The sequence below is a fragment of the Ferrimonas gelatinilytica genome (assembly GCF_039544205.1).
Classification (GTDB): Bacteria; Pseudomonadota; Gammaproteobacteria; order Enterobacterales; family Shewanellaceae; genus Ferrimonas; species Ferrimonas gelatinilytica.
Genome location: NZ_BAABLF010000029.1, coordinates 1 through 16251, shown reverse-complemented (window position 1 = coordinate 16251; position 16251 = coordinate 1). Strand labels below are relative to the sequence as shown.

The following is a 16251-nucleotide window of genomic DNA, read 5'->3' as shown; positions in this document are numbered from 1 at the left end:
AAACATATGTTTGAGATCGTAGACAGTCACAGTGATGACGCGGTCATCAAAGTCGTTGGGGTCGGCGGGGGCGGCGGTAATGCCGTCGAGCACATGGTGGAGCAGACCATAGAAGGGGTAGATTTTATCTGCGCCAACACCGATTCCCAGGCACTGCGCAAGTCGTCGGCGCAGACCACCATCCAGCTGGGTAAGAACGTCACTAAGGGCCTGGGAGCGGGTGCCAACCCGGAGATCGGCCGCGAGGCGGCGCTTGAGGATCGGGAAACCATCCGCGCCGCCATCACCGGTTCCGATATGGTGTTTATTGCTGCCGGCATGGGGGGCGGAACAGGCACCGGCGCTGCGCCGGTCGTGGCGGAGGTGGCCAAGGAGGAGGGGATCCTCACGGTTGCCGTGGTCACCAAGCCGTTCTCCTTCGAAGGCAAGAAGCGCTCCGCTTTTGCCGACCAGGGTATCGAGCAGTTGTCGAAGCAGGTGGACTCTTTGATCACCGTGCCCAACGACAAGCTGATGAAGGTGCTGGGTGGACGTACCAGCCTGTTGGATGCTTTTAAGGCCGCCAACAACGTGCTACTGGGCGCGGTGCAGGGGATCGCCGAGCTGATCACCCGTCCGGGCCTGATCAACGTCGACTTTGCCGATGTGAAGACCGTGATGTCCGAAATGGGGAACGCCATGATGGGCACCGGTGTCGCCCGTGGTGAAGATCGTGCCGAGGAAGCGGCGGAGGCGGCGGTCGCCAGCCCACTGCTGGAAGATATCGACCTGTCCGGTGCCCGGGGCGTGCTGGTGAACATCACCGCTGGCCTGGATATCAGCATCGAAGAGTTTGAAACCGTCGGTAACCATGTGAAGGCTTACGCGTCCGAAAACGCTACCGTCGTGGTGGGCGCGGTGATCGATCCTGAGATGAGCGATGAGCTGCGGGTCACCGTGGTCGCCACAGGTATCGGTGCCGAGCGCAAGCCGGATATCCAACTGGTGAGCAAGCCGGTGACCAAGGCGGCGGAAAACCGTGCGGCCCAGCCTGCTGAACGTCAGCTGGAAACTCCCGCGGTTGCAGCCACTGCCCAAGGTGCAGTGACCAAGGAAACCCAGGTAGAGACCCCACGTTCCGCTGCACCGGGACATGGTAACGGCAGTGCGGCGGCGGCCAAGCAGCCGCAGAGCTCGGAGCATTACCTGGATATCCCGGCATTTTTGCGCCGTCAGGCGGATTGATGCCTTAAGACTGCCTGGCAGCAAAGATGGACAGGGATAATTGCCCTTTTGGGGTGGTTGGTCTGGCCAGTCTTTGGTCATGTCAGCAGTCTGTGGTAATCTATGCGCCGTTTGTTATGCCGTATCAGATAGCAGGAGCACAGTCTCTATGAGTAAACAGCTGACGCTTCAACGTCCAATCCAAGCTTCCGGTGTGGGTTTGCACTCCGGTAAGAAGGTGACGATCGTGATGAAGCCTGCCCCGGTTGATACCGGGATCGTCTTCCGACGGGTCGATTTGACGCCGGCGGTGGAGGTCCCTGCTCGCGCGGATCTGATTAAGGAGACCACCCTCTGCTCCGGCCTCGCCAACGAGCAGGGTGTTAAGGTCCTGACGGTAGAGCACCTGATGGCGGCCCTGGCCAGCCTGGGCGTGGACAACGCCTATATCGAGGTGGATGCTCCTGAAATCCCGATCATGGATGGCAGTTCGAGCCCCTTCCTGTTCCTGTTGCAAAGCGCCGGCATCGCAGAGCAGTCCGCGTCCAAGAAATACCTGCGTCTGCGTAAAACCGTGCGTGTGGAAGAGGGTGACAAGTGGGCGGAGTTCCGTCCCTACAACGGCTTCCGGCTCGACTTCTCCATTGATTTCCAGCACCCGGCCATCAGCCAGAGTGCCCAGCGACTGGCCCTGGATTTCTCCGCCCGGGCCTTTAGCCGGACCATCAGCAAGGCCCGTACTTTCGGCTTCATGAAAGATATCGAGTTCCTGCGTGCCAACAACCTCTGTCTTGGCGGCAGCATGGAAAATGCCATCGTGCTGGATGAGTACCGGATCCTCAACCCGGACGGTCTGCGGGACCCGGATGAGTTTGTGAAGCACAAGATCCTGGATGCCGTGGGGGATCTCTACCTGGCTGGTCATGCCATCCTGGGTGAGTTCCGCGCCCATAAGTCGGGTCATGCGCTTAACAACGCTCTGGTGCGTGCTGTGCTGGAGGATGCATCCGCTTGGGAGATGGTCAGCTTCGACCGACCCCAGGAGGTGCCGATGGACTACCTGGCACCATCACTGGCTTAATCGGATCTTTTTGTTGGCCGTCCCCCGTGGGCGGCCAACTTTTTCAGCTTCTCCCCCAACTCTCCCCCGATGCTGTCGGCCAAGGCTTCAAGGTGGCTGCTGGCGTTGACGCTTAAGGTTTTGGAAGCAGGCGCCTTTTTCGGCTGAGAAAGACGCGAAAGCGCCGGGTTGACTTTAAACTCGATAGTCGTGAGCATGGGGAACCCTTGTTGGCGCAGCTGTGACAAGATATCCAGGCGCTGATACTGCAGTCGGGTAGCCCAGGCGGCGGAGGTCAGTTCAAGTACAAGCTTGCCATCCCGCAGATTGGCGATACGAAACTGCGTATGCATGGCGGGATCGAGCAGGGGAAGCAGGGCCTCCCTGAGGCGGTCAAGTTGGCCGCTGTGCCGCTGCAGTTGACCGAAGCGTTTGCTGGCCAGTTTGGCCATGTCTTGCGGTTTGGTTTTCATTAATGATGGAACATTAGATTTGTAGGCCTGATGAGTGTAACAGTCTTTCTTCGAACAAAGCAGGGCGTTCGCCGCTTCGAGCCGGGCAAGCGCTGGTTGCTGCTGCCCGTAGTACTGGTGGCCGCGGGGATTAGCCTCTGGCAGCACCAGAGTGAGCAACTGCGACTGAGCTACCAGGAAAGCCAGGGTGAAGCCAAGAGTCAGCAGGCACAGCAACAGCTGCGGCAGCTGCGGGAAGAGACCGAGGCTCAGCTTTCCCTGTTGGCGGCGCGTTTGGGGCGTATCCAGGCTCGGATGAATCGTGTCGAAGCGGTGGGCTCCGCCCTGGCTGATCGGGCTGAGATGTCCGATCAGTTCGACTTCGAAAGTGATGTCGGGATCGGCGGTGTCGATGCACCCGGCCGGGATGATATCCAGTTGGATCTTTTGATTAGTGAGATGGATCAGCTGTTGAAGCGACTGGATCGTGTCGATAGTCAGCTTCCCCTACTTGAAACCCTCGATCGTCATCACCATATCGATAATGATCGTTTCCTGAGTGGCCGTCCCGTCGACAAGGGGTGGCAGTCCTCCTCATTCGGTTACCGTAATGATCCCTTCACCGGCCAGCGTCGCAAACACCGCGGCGTGGACTTTGCCGGCTCTGAAGGGGGGAATATCATTGCCACTGGCGCCGGCGTGGTCTCCTATGTGGGCACCATGTTCGGCTATGGCAAGCTGGTCGAGATTGATCATGGTAACGGCTTGAAAACCCGTTATGCGCACAACAAGGAAAATCTGGTCGAACTTGGCCAGGTGGTGGATAAGGGAGAGGTCATCGGCCTGCTGGGTAATACAGGTCGCTCTACCGGTCCCCACGTGCACTACGAAGTGTTAAAAAACGACAAACAGGTGGATCCTGCGGCTTACGTTTACCGCAAGCCTCTCCGTTGAGCAGGATCCGAGAAACCCATTACGGCGCTGGCATGAAGCTGGCGCATGCCGTGTTCAGTAGCGATGTAAGGCAATGTTAGCGAAACTCCTGACCAAAGTATTTGGTAGTAAAAACGAAAGAACCCTCAAGCAATTACGCAAAGTTGTCGAGCAGATCAACGCCATGGAAGCGGATTGGTCAGCTCTGAGCGACGAGCAGTTGAAGCAGAAAACCGAGGAGTTTAAGCAGCGAATTGCCGATGGCAGCCCCTTGGACGAGATCCTGCCGGAAGCGTTTGCCACCGTGCGTGAGGCCTCCAAGCGGGTGTTCGAGATGCGCCACTTTGACGTCCAGTTGATGGGCGGCATGGTGTTGCAGTCCGGCCGTATCGCCGAGATGCGCACCGGGGAGGGGAAAACCCTCACCGCAACGCTACCGGCCTACCTCAACGCCTTGACGGGCAAAGGGATCCACGTCATCACCGTCAACGACTACCTGGCCCGTCGTGACGCCGAATGGAACCGTCCACTGTTCGAGTTCCTGGGAATGACCGTTGGCATCAACCTGTCCGGGATGGCTCACCAGGACAAACAGGCGGCGTACGCCTGTGACATCACCTACGGCACCAACAACGAATTTGGCTTCGACTACCTGCGGGACAACATGGCGTTTTCCGCCGGGGAGCGGGTACAGCGTGAACTGCATTACGCCCTTGTGGATGAGGTGGACTCCATCCTCATCGATGAGGCCCGGACCCCCCTTATCATCTCCGGTGCCGCCGAAGACAGCTCTGAACTCTATATTCGCGTCAACACGCTGATCCCGAAACTGATCCGTCAGGACAAAGAGGACACCGAAGAGTACACCGGTGAAGGTGACTTCAGCGTCGATGAAAAAGCCAAGCAGGTGAACCTGACCGAACGTGGCCAGGAGAAGGTGGAAACCCTGCTGGCGGAGATCGGCCTGCTGCAGGAGGGGGACTCCCTCTACAACGCTGGCAACATCGCCCTGCTGCACCACATCAACGCGGCCCTGCGCGCTCACATGCTGTTTGAGCGTGACGTGGACTACATCGTCGATGACGAGGGCCAGGTGGTGATCGTGGACGAGCACACCGGCCGCACCATGCCGGGCCGTCGCTGGTCTGAAGGTTTGCACCAGGCGGTGGAAGCCAAGGAGGGACTGCGGATCCAGAACGAGAACCAGACCCTGGCCTCCATCACCTTCCAGAACTACTTCCGCATGTATGACAAGCTGGCGGGGATGACGGGGACAGCGGACACCGAGGCGTTCGAATTCCAGAGCATCTACGGCCTGGATACCGTGGTGGTGCCGACCAACAAGCCGATGGTCCGTAAGGATATGGCGGACCTGGTCTACCTGACTGCCGAAGAGAAGTACGAGGCGATCATCGCCGATATCCGTGACTGCATGGAGCGAGGCCAGCCGGTGCTGGTGGGGACCATCTCCATCGAGACCTCCGAGTACCTCTCCAACCTGCTGCGCAAAGAGAAGATCAAGCACAACGTGCTGAACGCCAAGTTCCACGAGAAGGAGGCGGAGATCGTCGCCCAGGCGGGCCGTAAAGGTGCCGTCACCATCGCCACGAACATGGCGGGCCGAGGCACGGATATCGTGCTGGGCGGTAGCTGGCAGGCGGAGATCGATGCCCTGGGTGACAAGGCCACCGAGGAGAAGATCGCCAAGATCAAGACCGACTGGCAGCAGCGTCATGAAGAGGTCCTTGAGGCCGGCGGCCTGCACATTATCGCTTCCGAGCGCCACGAATCCCGTCGTATCGATAACCAGCTCCGGGGCCGTTCCGGTCGTCAGGGGGATCCGGGTTCCACCCGCTTCTACCTGTCAATGGAGGACAGCCTGATGCGGATCTTCGCGTCTGATCGGGTCTCCAACATGATGAAGAAGTTGGGGATGGAGCGCGGTGAGGCGATTGAACACCCCTGGGTGAACCGCGCCATCGAAAACGCTCAGCGCAAGGTGGAAGCCCGCAACTTCGATATCCGTAAGCAGTTGCTGGAATACGATGACGTGGCCAACGACCAGCGTCAGGTGGTCTACGCCCAGCGCAATGAGCTGATGGAAGGTGAAGATATCCGGGAGACCATCGACGCGGTGCGTGAAGACGTACTCAACAACGTGATCTCCCAGTACATCCCGCCACAATCCCTGGAGGAGATGTGGGATGTTCCGGCTCTGGAGGAGCGTCTGGCCCTGGACTTCGAACTGGCCCTGCCCATCGGCGAGTGGCTGGAGAAGGAGGAGGATCTGCACGAGGAGACGCTGCGCGAACGCATCGTGGCGGCCTGGGATGAAGCCTACAAGCTCAAAGAGGAGCAGGTCGGTGAGAAAGTACTGCGCCAGTTTGAAAAGGTCGTGATGCTGCAGACCTTGGATAACCTTTGGAAGGAGCACCTGGCGGCGATGGACCACCTTCGCCAGGGGATCCACCTGCGTGGCTACGCTCAGAAGAACCCCAAGCAGGAGTACAAGCGTGAGTCCTTCGAGCTGTTCCAGGGGATGCTGGAAGCCTTGAAGAGCGACGTGATCTCGCTGCTCTCCAAGGTGAAGGTGCAAGCCCAGTCCGATGTGGATGCCATGGAGCAGAAGCGTCGGGAGCAGGAGGAGCAGTTGGCCCGTCAACGCGCTTTCCAGCATCAGCAGGCTGAGCAGTTAGGCCAGAGCGAGCAGGCGGCCCAGGCCGCGACAGCGCAGCGCCAGGGCCCCAAGGTGGGTCGTAATGATCCTTGCCCCTGTGGCTCCGGCAAGAAGTACAAGCAGTGCCACGGGAAGCTGGCGTAAGCGCCGTTCCCTGGAAGAGCGGTTCCTAGGCAGAGCGGTTCCTGGTTCCTAGGGAAGAGCCTAGGTACTAGGAAAGAGCCTAGGTTCTAAGAGCAAAGAGCAGGAATGAGCTCCTAAAACCCCGCTCTTAGAACCTAGAACCTAGAACCTAGAACCTAGAACCTAGGTTCTAGCATCCTGCTCTCAGGAACTAGGAACTAGGAACTAGGAACTAGGAGCTAGGAGCTAGTTCCCGCTCTAAGAACCGGCTCCTTGAACCTGGCTTACAACAGCCCCAAACGGGCAACCCCATCGGGTTGCCCGTTTTGTTATCGGAGAAAGAGATGAAAGCGATTCAGGTGGCCATCGGAGTGGCTGTGAATGGCAATGCTGAGGTGTTGGTGGCGCTGAGAGCCCCTGAGCAGCACCAGGGGGGGCTGTGGGAGTTCCCGGGGGGCAAGGTGGAGCCTGGCGAAGACGTCGAGTCTGCCCTGGCCAGGGAGTTCCTGGAGGAGGTCGGGCTACGGGTGCTTCAGAGTGAGCTGCTGTATGAGATAAGCCATGACTATGGTGATCGCCGGGTGGCGCTGACGGTTTTTCTGATCACCAGCTTCGAGGGCGAGCCTAGGCCTAAAGAGGGCAACCCTATTGAATGGGTTACCCTCGAGCAGCTTAAAGCGCTGGCGATGCCGGCGGCGAACCGGCCGATTGTTGAGGCGGTGCTGGAGCGGCTTGGCTTGGAGCGCGTTGTCGAGTAGCCGAGGAGCGCTCAGGAGTCCTCGTCGTCGTCACTCAGGAAAAAGTCCGGTTCGCTGATATCAAACTCGTCGGGTAGCTCTGTTTTACCCGGAATGGTGTTGCGCTCTTCGGCCCACTCGCCCAGGTCGATCAGCTTGCAGCGTTCGCTGCAGAAGGGACGAAAGGGGTGCTGGGCGTCCCAGGTAACCTCAGCTTGGCAGGTGGGACAGGGAACTTTGAGGGTCATTAACGCTCCGTCGACAGGTGAATCTGGATCGGCAGGTTACGCGGATCCGCTTTGCCTGTCTCGTTGTTGATGAGGTGGATGGTGAATCGGTTTCTGTGGGCGCTGATGGCGGGGTAGACGCCGTACTCCTGTTTGAGTTTCACCCTGAGCAGATCAACCTCCTGTGGGCTGCTCGCCTGATAAGCGCCATTGATGGCCATCTGTTCCTGCCACTGTCCCCGATCCCGCAACAACATCAGCAGGTTTTCCACCGAGGCGGTGATGGGCGCCAGCAGTTTCAGCCAGTATTGGGCGTCTGCCGCTTTCTGTTCCGCCGGGCGAGCCAACCAGTGGTGAAGCTGGGGCAGGTCGAAGCTGCCGTAACCCCCTGGGATGCTCAGACGTTGTCTCAGGGCTCCCAGGAAGCGATCTTCCTTCAAAGGTTGGGTAGGTCGGGTGAGTTGTTGAAGCTCCCGGCTCAGCCGCTTAAGGCGCTGCTCAAGCCGGTCCAACTGTTGATGGTCAACACTGGGGAGGGGGCGCCAACTGTCGATATGCTGGAGTTGGCGATCAAGGTCTTTAATGAGGTCACTGCGCAGGTCCGTTCTTTCCATCAGCTCACCCAGTTCAAACAGGGTACGGAAAAAGGCCACTTCCGTGCCCGGATAGGGAAAGAGGGCGTGGGCTCCGGCTTGCTGGTAAACCGCCTCGATTCTCAGGTAACTGCGGATGGTTTCATTGAGGGGTTGTTCGTATACCAGCCACATTCGCCTTCTCCGCTTGATCGAGATAAAACTGATGCAAAGGAAGCAGTTGTGCCTTTAATGCTTCCTTGGTTCCGCTATTGTCGATCACATCGTCGGCGATGGCCAGACGTTGTTTGCGGCTGGCCTGGCGGGCAAGGATACGTTTTACCTGTTCGATGTCATTGCCATCCCGGACAGAGGTACGGGTGATCTGTACCGACTCAGGGACATCCACAACGAGGATGCGTTGAAAGAGTGGCTGCATGTCACCTTCGGCCAGCAGGGGGACCACGACGATGACATAGGGGCTGGTGGCGGCGCGGCACTGGGCCAGCATTGCCTCACGGATCAGGGGGTGGGTCAGCTGGTTCAGCCACTGCCGCGCCTGCTCATCGGCAAACACCCGTTGGCGCAGCTTTGCCCTGTCCAGGCTGCCATCGGGATGCAGTACCTCTGGGCCGAAGTGGTCTGCGATGGCGGCCAGGCCCGGCGTACCGGGGGCAACCACCTCCCGGGCAATCAGGTCGGTATCCACCACGGTGATGCCCAGATCCGCAAAGGCATTGCTGACCTGGGTTTTTCCGGAGCCGATGCCGCCGGTCAGGCCGATCCAGTAATGGCTCATCGCCATCCATTCTCCGTATTGCAAAGCCGAAAACGCAGTTCCTGGGAAGAGCGATTCCGAGCTCCTAAAGAAGGCCCCGGGCGCTAGGAAAAAGCCTAGGTTCTAAGAGCAAGAGCCGGCTGCTAGGTCCTAGGATGGAGCCTAGGTCCTAGGAAGAGCAGTTTCTAGGAAGAGCAGTTTCTGGGAAGAACAGTTCCTAGTTCCTCGACTTTTAGCTCTTAGGACCTAGAACCTAGTATCTAGTATCTAGTATCTAGTACCTAGTACCTAGTACCTAGTACCTAGTACCTAGTACCTAGTACCTAGTACCTAGAACCTGCTCTTAGGAACCAGGAACTAGGAACTCGCACCTGCTCTTAGAGCCCCACCATTCGGGTCAGGTACCAAGCTACCAGCTGCTGACCAAAGCAGAGGTAGACAAAACCACCGAAGGCGATCCAGGGTCCGAAGGGCATCGGGTTTTCCCGGTTGAGCTTGCCGCTAACTATCATGGTGATGCCAAACAGGGCGCCGCCGAAGGAGGCGATCAGCATTACTGTCAGCAGGCACTGCCAGCCAAACCAGGCACCGAACAGCGCCAGCAGTTTGAAGTCACCATAGCCCATCCCCTCTTTGCCGGTAAGCAACTTAAAGCCTTGGAAGATGATCCAAAGCGATAGATAGCCGGCTGCTGCGCCGATCACCGCATCTTCAAGGGGCACGAAGAGGCCGCTGAGGTTCACCAGCAAACCAAGCCAAAGCAGCGGCAGGGTGATCTGATCCGGCAGCAGCAGGGTGTCCATGTCGATAGCCGCCAGGGCGATCAGCCCCAGGGTCAGAACCCAGGCCGCCAGAAACTCCGGCGTCGGGCCGAGCAGCCAGGCCAGCCCCAGAGTGACGACGCCGGTGGCCAGTTCTACCAGGGGATAGCGCGCCGAGATGGGTTTATCACAGTGATGGCAGCGCCCCTTCTGCAGCAGGTAGCTCAGAAGAGGGATGTTGCGCCAGGCGGGGATGGCGGTTTTACAGTGGGGGCAGGCGCTGCCGGGAACCAGCAGGTTGTAGCGCGGCTCCTCCTCTTGCGCAGGAACTGCACGGGCAGGGGAGGGGGCGGTGGCGCTCCCATCCTCGGCCAGAAACTCCGAGCACTCGGCGCGCCACTCCCGCTCCATCATGATCGGCAGTCGGTGGATCACCACATTGAGGAAGCTGCCGAGAATCAGTCCCGTCAGGCCGGTTAGCAGAAGAAACAGCCAGGGGTAGAGAGTAAAAAGATCAAGCCAGAGGGTCATGCATACCGCCAAATTGAAGCAAGGACATATTCATTAGAGCACCAAGACATGGACATTATCCGACAACGTCACCCAGCTGGAAGATGGGCAGGTACATGGCGATAACAAGACCACCCACCAGGGTGCCCAGGACCACCATCATCATGGGTTCGATCAGTGTGGAGAGGCCATCTACCGCATCGTCCACCTCCATCTCGTAGATGTTGGCAACCTTGTTGAGCATGTCGTCCATGGAGCCGGACTCTTCGCCGATGGCGACCATCTGGATCAACATGTCGGGGAAGAGGTTGACAGTGCGCATCGCGACGTTCATCTGCAGCCCGGACATCACCTCCTCCTTGATCTGAAAAATCGCATTTCGGTAGACGGCGTTACCGGAAGCACCGGCAGAGGCGTCCAGCCCCTCGGTCAGCGGAACCCCGGCGGCGAAGGTGGTGGCTAGGGTGCGGGCAAACTTGGCCATGGCCGCCTTGTGCAGGATTTGCCCGATTACAGGCAGCTTCAGCTTGTACTCATCCACCTTGTCTCTAAATTTTGCCGAGTTGCGAAAGGCTCGGACCCATAACCAGACGAATACGACAACGATGGCAAAAAAGTAGTACCAGCTCGATTGGACGAACTTGGAGAGATTGATCACCATCTGGGTAAAGATGGGTAAATCTGCGCCGAAGCTTGAAAAGATCGCTTCAAACTGCGGCACCACAAACAGCAGCAAAATTAGCGTAACCCCAATTGCCACGGTAACAACGGCAGCGGGATAAAACATCGCCTTCTTGATCTTGGACTTAAGGGCTTCCGCCTTTTCCCGATAGGTGGCGATGCGATCAAAAACGGTATCGAGGGTACCGGATTGCTCGCCGGAAGCGACCAGGTCACAGTAGAGCTCATCAAAATACTGTCGATGGGGTCGCAGAGCCTGGGCCACGGGAGTACCCGATTGCAGCTCCTCCAGTACCGAGCCGAGAAGCTGACGCATCGCCTCCTTTTCATGTCCCTTGGCCACCATCTCCATGGCGGTGACCAGGGGGACGCCGGCCAGCAACATAGTCGCAAGCTGGCGGGTGATCACGGCGATATCTGCTTGGGTGACTTTGCTTTTCCTCTGGAACGTCGGCTTGGGTTTGCGCACCACCTTCAGAGGCGTGACCCCCTGCTTGCGCAGCATCGCTTTCACTTCCAGGGCAGATTTGCCCCGCAGCTCACCATTGATCATCTTGCCGTTGCGATTACGGCCTTTCCACACAAAGTCGGCGACCTCTCCCTGGGTAATTTTCTTGTGCCGCTCGATGGATTTATCGCGAGTTTTAAAAATGGTGGACATGTTCAGTTCCTTCTTGATTCAGCCAAGGGCCGACCCTGTTGTGCTCTATTCTGCCCGGTTTGCCTAGTGGCTGGTGACCCGGTTGATCTCGGTAAGGGAGGTGACGCCATCAAAGGCCTTTTGCAGACCGGATTGCCTCAGGGTTTTCATGCCATCTTTCTGGGCCTGTTTGCCCAGTTCGATGGCGCTGCCCCCCTCCATGATCAGGGAGGCCATGTTCGGTGTCATGGAGAGCATCTCGTAAAGCCCCACCCGGCCCTTGTAGCCGTTGGTGCAGGCATCGCAACCCTTGGGTTTGAAGAGGTTCACTCCTTCGGCGATCTGAGCCTCCGTGAACCCCTCTCTGAGCAGCTCCTCGGTGGGGATGGTTTCCGGCTCCTTGCACTTGGGGCAGAGCTTTCGCGCTAGTCGCTGGGCAATAATCAGGCTGACGGAGCTGGCAATGTTGTAGGCGGGGACGCCCATGTTGAGCAGTCGGGTCAGGGTTTCCGGGGAGGAGTTGGTGTGCAGGGTGCTCATCACCATGTGTCCGGTCTGGGCGGCTTTTACCGCGATCTCCGCGGTTTCCAGGTCCCGGATCTCCCCCACCATGACGATATCCGGATCCTGGCGCAGGAAGGAGCGCAGGGCGCCGGCGAAGGTCAGGCCCGCTTTCGGGTTTATCTGCACCTGGTTGATCCCGGGCAGGTTGATCTCCACCGGGTCTTCCGCCGTGGAGATGTTGCGCTCCTCGGTGTTGAGGATATTTAGGCCCGTATAGAGGGAGACGGTTTTCCCGGAGCCGGTGGGGCCGGTGACCAGAATCATCCCCTGGGGGAGCTGCAGGTTCTGCAGGTAGAGCGCTTTTTGCTGGTCGCTGAAGCCCAGGATATCGATATTCAGGGCGGCGGCGGAGGAGTCCAGGATCCGCATCACCACCTTCTCTCCGAACAGGGTGGGCAGAACCGAGACCCGGAAATCCACGGACTTTTTGTTGCCTACCCGAAGCTTGATGCGGCCATCCTGGGGCAGGCGGCGTTCGGCAATGTTGAGCTTGGACATCACCTTGATGCGGGCGGCTATGCGCGGGCCGAGACTCTGGGGGGGCTTGGTAATGGTGGTCAGGATGCCATCGATGCGAAAACGGACCCGGAACTGGTCCTCGTAGGGTTCGAAGTGCAGATCCGACGCCCCCTTGCGGATCGCTTCGGTCATCAGTTTGTTGATAAAGACGACGATAGGCGCATCGTCGGCGCCCTTGGTGGCATCTTCCGCCTGATTATTATCGCTTTCTGGCTCATCGGTGCCGATGTTGGCCAGGCGCTGCTCATCGTCCTCGCTGATCTCGAGTTGGTCGAGGTCATCTTCCAGCACCTTTTCGATCACCCGATCCAGGGCTTCCTGGACCACGATAACCGGCTCCACATGGAGTCCAATATTGAACTGGAACTCCTCCAGGGCGATAAGGTTGTTGGGGTTAGAGGTGGCGAGGATGAGGCGGTTGTTGCGCTTGGCTAATGGTAGGCAGCGATGTTTCTCAATGAGTTTTTTGTTTTTGATGTCGTCAGGCAGGGACGATACGTCAAACCAGGCAATATCCAGGGTAGGGAGGCCGTAGCTAGTAGCAAAAGAGTTCATTCAATCCCACTAAATTTTCCAACCATCAAAAACAGATGTGCCAACCACTTTAATGCGGTTGGCACATCATTACACTTACACTGTCAAAGTGCAGCCAGTGGAAGCTATCACGGGCAATAGTCAGTTACAGTGTTAGTGCCATCGCTACAGGCACCAGTCCACTGAATCGCACCAGTCGCTGTGTCAACTACACCTGTGAGAGTGTATGTGTGACCAGTGACCAGTGGCCAGAGGGCCAAGGCCACCTGTCGGAACAGTGGCGGTGATGGTGACTGCATCCGCGGCTGAAAAAAGGGTGGCAATACCCATGGTGGTGGTGCCTACGGCGATGTCAGTGGGCACGCCATTTTTCGCTTGAAGACAGTTTACATCACCAGTTCCCGGGTAGGTTTGAGAGCAAACTTCAACAGCAGTTTTTGCGCCCCCGGTTGCTGCAGTCACTTCGGTGTACTGAGCTTTCTTGGTGTAGTTGGAATAGGCAGGTAAGGCAATGGCTGCCAGGATACCGATAATGGCCACCACGATCATCAGTTCGATCAGGGTAAAGCCCTGTTGTTGCTTCCGTTTCATAACTCTTCCTCGATTTGTAAAAACTAAACCCTAAAACATCTGTGATGGCCGAAGCTTCACAGCTCTCAGGTGGTGCCCCGCTCACCTTATGGCTGGTGAGTGGGGAGACGCGGACATCGTCTGCATCCACTTTGAACTTAATACACCACTGAGTGTATGCAAGTGAATGCAGCTAAACAATACGCATAAAAATCCGTTAGTTCAAAGGCTTTACGCCGGTTTTGCGGGCTGGGAAGCCTGCCGAATTTGGGCCTTGGAAGGCGGTTGTGCTGCAAGACAAAGTTTTGGCGTGTTTTTACCGCCTGACAGCACTGAATTTGAAACCGGTTCGGCCTGAGCTGTCAATCTTTTGACCTCCCGTGGCGGCGGGAAAATCGGTGGAAAAAATTTTAAATTTTTTTGAAAATTTTTATGCCAAGCCCGTTGCCGGAAGATCACATCATCCCGGCAACGGGTTTCCGAGGGGAGTGTTCAGGCCTTAAAGCGCATGGAGAGATCCATCGCGCGGAGGTGCTTGGTCAGAGCGCCGACGGAGATGTAGTCGATGCCGGTGTTGGCAAAATCGCCGATGGTTTGCAGGGTGACGTTGCCAGACACCTCCAGCTTGGTGTCCGGGCGTACCTGGTTACGCAGACGCACCCCGTTGACCATCATGGTGACGTCGAAGTTGTCCAGCATCACGATATCCGCCCCCGCTTCCAGCGCCAGGGCCAACTCCTCCAGATTCTCCACCTCCACCTCCACCGGGGCCTCCGGTTTCAGTTGCCGTGCGGTGGCGATAGCCTGGATGATCCCGCCGCAGGCAGCGATATGGTTCTCCTTGATCAGGAAGGCGTCATAGAGGCCGAGTCGGTGGTTGTGGCCGCCGCCGCAGGTGACCGCGTACTTCTGGGCGGTGCGCAGGCCCGGCAGCGTTTTTCGGGTGTCCAGCAGGCGGCAGCCGCTGTCATTGATCCGCACCACATACTGGTTGACCAGGGTGGCGACGCCGGAGAGGGTCTGGATAAAGTTCAGGGCCGTGCGTTCGCCGGTCAGCAGAGCCCGGGCCGGGCCGGCCAGCTCCAGCAATGTCTGGTTGGCGACCACCATGTCACCGTCGTCCACATGCCAATGCAGGGCCACGCTGCCGCCAAGCTGGTTGAATACCTGCTCGACCCAGGCTTTGCCGCAGAACACCCCATCTTCCCGGGTGATCACCCGGGCTTCGGCGTAGCGGTCGACGGGGATAAGGCGGGCGGTGATGTCCCCTTCGTCGGGACCCAGACCACCAAGATCCTCTTCCAGGGCGGCGCTGACCGCCAGGCGAATATCGTTCTCTAACATCAGTACTTCCGTAACGTTAAGGTGTCTCCACGCTGGACCAGTTCCAGGTCTTTAAGGGCGTTCATGCCCAGCAGTATGGTGCTGTCGTCCAGGCCGGGATTAATGTTGGCAGAGAGATCATACAGGGTTAGCACGCCGATGGAGAGGCTATCGATCCGTGTCTGGTACACCTCTATGGTGCCGTTGGCGGTGCTGACCGGGAAGGGGCGCCCCTTCTTCAGCCCCAATCGGGCGGCCACGGATTCCGGGATGGAGATCTCGGTGGCACCGGTGTCCACCAGCATCACCACCTCATGGCCGTTGATGGCGGCGGTGGCGACATAGTGCCCGTGGCGGTTTCGCAGCAGCTGGATCTCACTCATCGCCCCCTCGACCCGCCCCGCGACCTGTTGGTTGGGGTTGTGCCGCTTGCTCAGCTGGCTGTCAAAGTAGAGGTAGAGCAGAGCCGCCAGGGCGATCCAGGCGAGCAGAAACATCATTCTGCCCGGTCGCTGCAGTGCTCGCTGCAGTGCTCGCTGAGGGTGAGAGGCCATGATTCTCCTTTGCCGATGGGCGTGTCGGGAAGGCTTGCCAGCCCGGTGTTAATGGTTTCATTATTTGCAATCGACAGGCAAATTGCCACGGAATGAAGAGCGAGGCCCTGGGAGGAGCGGTTCCTGATCTCTAGGAAAAGCCTAGGTACTAGGGAAAAGCCTAGGTCCTAAAAGCAAAGCAGGGTCGATTTCCTTGGGGTGAGCGGTTCCTGGTTCCTAAGAGCGCTAAAGCCGGCTACTCGGTACTAGGGAGAAGCCTAGGTCCTAAAAGCAAAGCGGGGTCGAGTTCCTTGGGAGGAGCGGTCCCTGGTTCCTAAGAGCGGTAAAGCCGGCTACTGGGTACTAGGGAAAAGCCTAGGTGCTAAGAGCAGGGTCGAGCTCCTTGGGAGGAGCGGTTCCTGGTTCCTAAGAGCGGTAAAGCCGGCTACTAGGTACTAGGGAGAAGCCTAGGTCCTAAAAGCAAAGCGGGGGCGAGTTCCTAGGCTCTAAACCTCTTGGCTCTTAGGACCTAGTACCTGCTTTTAGGAACTAGGAACTCGTATCTCGTTGCCGCTCTTACGGCCTAGAACTTAGTCCCTGCTCTTAAAACCCAGAACCTGCTCAAAAGACCCTAAGGTGATTCGTTTGGACGTTGGGCTTGGCTTCGCTCTGCCCAACCTACATCGGGGATCTGCTCTTAGAACCTAGCGCCTAGAACCTAGGCTCTTAGGAACTAGGAACTAGGAACTAGGAACTAGGTGTAATCTTTCAGGAGGTTGTTCACTCCCGTGCGAGTCGGAATACTGTTGGTCGACCAAAACTAACAGCCGACCCACAAAGGAGTGAACATGGCG

General features: G+C 58.0%; 15 protein-coding genes and 1 pseudogene. 6 read left to right on the top strand and 10 right to left on the bottom strand.

The features are described from left to right. Nucleotides 1-6 precede the first annotated feature (6 nt). Together ftsZ and lpxC are read left to right on the top strand one after the other, a co-directional pair. Complete coding sequence (ftsZ, locus tag ABD997_RS13815; RefSeq protein WP_345317698.1) at nt 7-1224, top strand: cell division protein FtsZ; 1218 nt, start codon at nt 7-9, stop codon at nt 1222-1224. 148 nt (nt 1225-1372) lie between these two features. Next, a complete protein-coding gene (gene lpxC / locus ABD997_RS13810) occupies nt 1373-2284 on the top strand; it encodes a UDP-3-O-acyl-N-acetylglucosamine deacetylase (protein WP_345317697.1) in 912 nt (303 codons plus the stop codon). Here lpxC and ABD997_RS13805 read toward each other — a convergent pair. Next, nucleotides 2281-2736: a DUF721 domain-containing protein gene (locus ABD997_RS13805; RefSeq protein ID WP_345317696.1), complete on the bottom strand. Its 456-nt coding sequence runs from the start codon at nt 2734-2736 to the stop codon at nt 2281-2283. The genes lpxC and ABD997_RS13805 overlap by 4 nt on opposite strands. A 30-nt stretch (nt 2737-2766) precedes the next feature. On the opposite strand from ABD997_RS13805, the gene ABD997_RS13800 reads away from it, so the two are divergent. The 3 genes from ABD997_RS13800 (at nt 2767) to mutT (ending at nt 7206) form a co-directional block, all read left to right on the top strand. Then, nucleotides 2767-3669 (top strand): M23 family metallopeptidase, encoded by a 903-nt coding sequence (locus tag ABD997_RS13800; RefSeq protein ID WP_345317695.1) that lies wholly within the window; start codon nt 2767-2769, stop codon nt 3667-3669. 73 nt (nt 3670-3742) lie between these two features. After that, a complete protein-coding gene (secA, locus tag ABD997_RS13795; RefSeq protein WP_345317694.1) occupies nt 3743-6469 on the top strand; it encodes a preprotein translocase subunit SecA in 2727 nt (908 codons plus the stop codon). A 323-nt stretch (nt 6470-6792) separates the two neighbouring features. Continuing rightward, a complete protein-coding gene (mutT, locus tag ABD997_RS13790; RefSeq protein WP_345317693.1) occupies nt 6793-7206 on the top strand; it encodes an 8-oxo-dGTP diphosphatase MutT in 414 nt (137 codons plus the stop codon). Nucleotides 7207-7217: 11 nt separating this feature from the next. Here the strand turns inward: mutT and yacG are convergent, their stop codons facing one another. The 7 genes and pseudogenes from yacG to ABD997_RS13755 all read right to left on the bottom strand — a co-directional run bounded on the left by yacG (nt 7218) and on the right by ABD997_RS13755 (nt 13562). After that, the gene (gene yacG / locus ABD997_RS13785; RefSeq protein WP_345317692.1) at nt 7218-7433 is read right to left on the bottom strand and encodes a DNA gyrase inhibitor YacG; all 216 of its coding nucleotides are present in this window, start codon (nt 7431-7433) and stop codon (nt 7218-7220) included. Further along, complete coding sequence (locus ABD997_RS13780) at nt 7433-8179, bottom strand: cell division protein ZapD (protein ID WP_345317691.1); 747 nt, start codon at nt 8177-8179, stop codon at nt 7433-7435. The genes yacG and ABD997_RS13780 overlap by 1 nt, the downstream gene beginning before the upstream one ends. Continuing rightward, on the bottom strand, nt 8148-8783 hold the full coding sequence (coaE, locus tag ABD997_RS13775; protein ID WP_345317809.1) for a dephospho-CoA kinase: 636 nt from the start codon (nt 8781-8783) through the stop codon (nt 8148-8150). Before coaE ends, ABD997_RS13780 begins: the two co-directional genes overlap by 32 nt. Before the next feature lie 356 nt (nt 8784-9139). Further along, nucleotides 9140-10054, bottom strand: coding sequence for a prepilin peptidase (locus tag ABD997_RS13770; protein ID WP_345317690.1), 915 nt, complete (start codon nt 10052-10054; stop codon nt 9140-9142). A gap of 55 nt (nt 10055-10109) precedes the next feature. Further along, complete coding sequence (locus tag ABD997_RS13765; RefSeq protein ID WP_345317689.1) at nt 10110-11375, bottom strand: type II secretion system F family protein; 1266 nt, start codon at nt 11373-11375, stop codon at nt 10110-10112. 63 nt (nt 11376-11438) lie between these two features. Continuing rightward, nucleotides 11439-12971, bottom strand: a pseudogene (gene pilB / locus ABD997_RS13760) (type IV-A pilus assembly ATPase PilB); the annotation flags it as partial. A gap of 204 nt (nt 12972-13175) precedes the next feature. Beyond that, a complete protein-coding gene (locus tag ABD997_RS13755) occupies nt 13176-13562 on the bottom strand; it encodes a pilin (RefSeq protein WP_345317687.1) in 387 nt (128 codons plus the stop codon). Nucleotides 13563-13728: 166 nt separating this feature from the next. On the opposite strand from ABD997_RS13755, the gene ABD997_RS13750 reads away from it, so the two are divergent. After that, nucleotides 13729-13899 (top strand): hypothetical protein, encoded by a 171-nt coding sequence (locus ABD997_RS13750; protein WP_345317686.1) that lies wholly within the window; start codon nt 13729-13731, stop codon nt 13897-13899. Between the two features lie 134 nt (nt 13900-14033). On the opposite strand, the gene nadC is transcribed toward ABD997_RS13750, so the two are convergent. Together nadC and ABD997_RS13740 are read right to left on the bottom strand one after the other, a co-directional pair. After that, nucleotides 14034-14885 carry a carboxylating nicotinate-nucleotide diphosphorylase gene (gene nadC / locus ABD997_RS13745; protein ID WP_345317685.1) on the bottom strand — a complete coding sequence of 284 codons (852 nt, stop codon included), beginning with the start codon at nt 14883-14885 and terminating at the stop codon, nt 14034-14036. Further along, nucleotides 14885-15418 (bottom strand): retropepsin-like aspartic protease family protein, encoded by a 534-nt coding sequence (locus tag ABD997_RS13740; protein ID WP_345317684.1) that lies wholly within the window; start codon nt 15416-15418, stop codon nt 14885-14887. The genes nadC and ABD997_RS13740 overlap by 1 nt, the downstream gene beginning before the upstream one ends. Between the last annotated feature and the right edge of the window lie 833 nt (nt 15419-16251).

Excerpts from the sequence above, each read along its gene's own strand:
- ABD997_RS13740 (WP_345317684.1), bottom strand. The coding sequence starts at position 15,418 with ATGGCCTCTCACCCTCAGCGAGCACTGCAGCGAGCACTGCAGCGACCG.
- lpxC (WP_345317697.1), top strand. The coding sequence starts at position 1,373 with ATGAGTAAACAGCTGACGCTTCAACGTCCAATCCAAGCTTCCGGTGTG.
- yacG (WP_345317692.1), bottom strand. The coding sequence starts at position 7,433 with ATGACCCTCAAAGTTCCCTGTCCCACCTGCCAAGCTGAGGTTACCTGG.
- ABD997_RS13805 (WP_345317696.1), bottom strand. The coding sequence starts at position 2,736 with ATGAAAACCAAACCGCAAGACATGGCCAAACTGGCCAGCAAACGCTTC.
- ABD997_RS13765 (WP_345317689.1), bottom strand. The coding sequence starts at position 11,375 with ATGTCCACCATTTTTAAAACTCGCGATAAATCCATCGAGCGGCACAAG.
- nadC (WP_345317685.1), bottom strand. The coding sequence starts at position 14,885 with ATGTTAGAGAACGATATTCGCCTGGCGGTCAGCGCCGCCCTGGAAGAG.
- ABD997_RS13750 (WP_345317686.1), top strand. The coding sequence starts at position 13,729 with ATGCAGCTAAACAATACGCATAAAAATCCGTTAGTTCAAAGGCTTTAC.
- mutT (WP_345317693.1), top strand. The coding sequence starts at position 6,793 with ATGAAAGCGATTCAGGTGGCCATCGGAGTGGCTGTGAATGGCAATGCT.
- coaE (WP_345317809.1), bottom strand. The coding sequence starts at position 8,783 with ATGAGCCATTACTGGATCGGCCTGACCGGCGGCATCGGCTCCGGAAAA.
- ABD997_RS13800 (WP_345317695.1), top strand. The coding sequence starts at position 2,767 with ATGAGTGTAACAGTCTTTCTTCGAACAAAGCAGGGCGTTCGCCGCTTC.
- ABD997_RS13770 (WP_345317690.1), bottom strand. The coding sequence starts at position 10,054 with ATGACCCTCTGGCTTGATCTTTTTACTCTCTACCCCTGGCTGTTTCTT.
- ABD997_RS13780 (WP_345317691.1), bottom strand. The coding sequence starts at position 8,179 with ATGTGGCTGGTATACGAACAACCCCTCAATGAAACCATCCGCAGTTAC.
- ABD997_RS13755 (WP_345317687.1), bottom strand. The coding sequence starts at position 13,562 with ATGAAACGGAAGCAACAACAGGGCTTTACCCTGATCGAACTGATGATC.
- ftsZ (WP_345317698.1), top strand. The coding sequence starts at position 7 with ATGTTTGAGATCGTAGACAGTCACAGTGATGACGCGGTCATCAAAGTC.
- secA (WP_345317694.1), top strand. The coding sequence starts at position 3,743 with ATGTTAGCGAAACTCCTGACCAAAGTATTTGGTAGTAAAAACGAAAGA.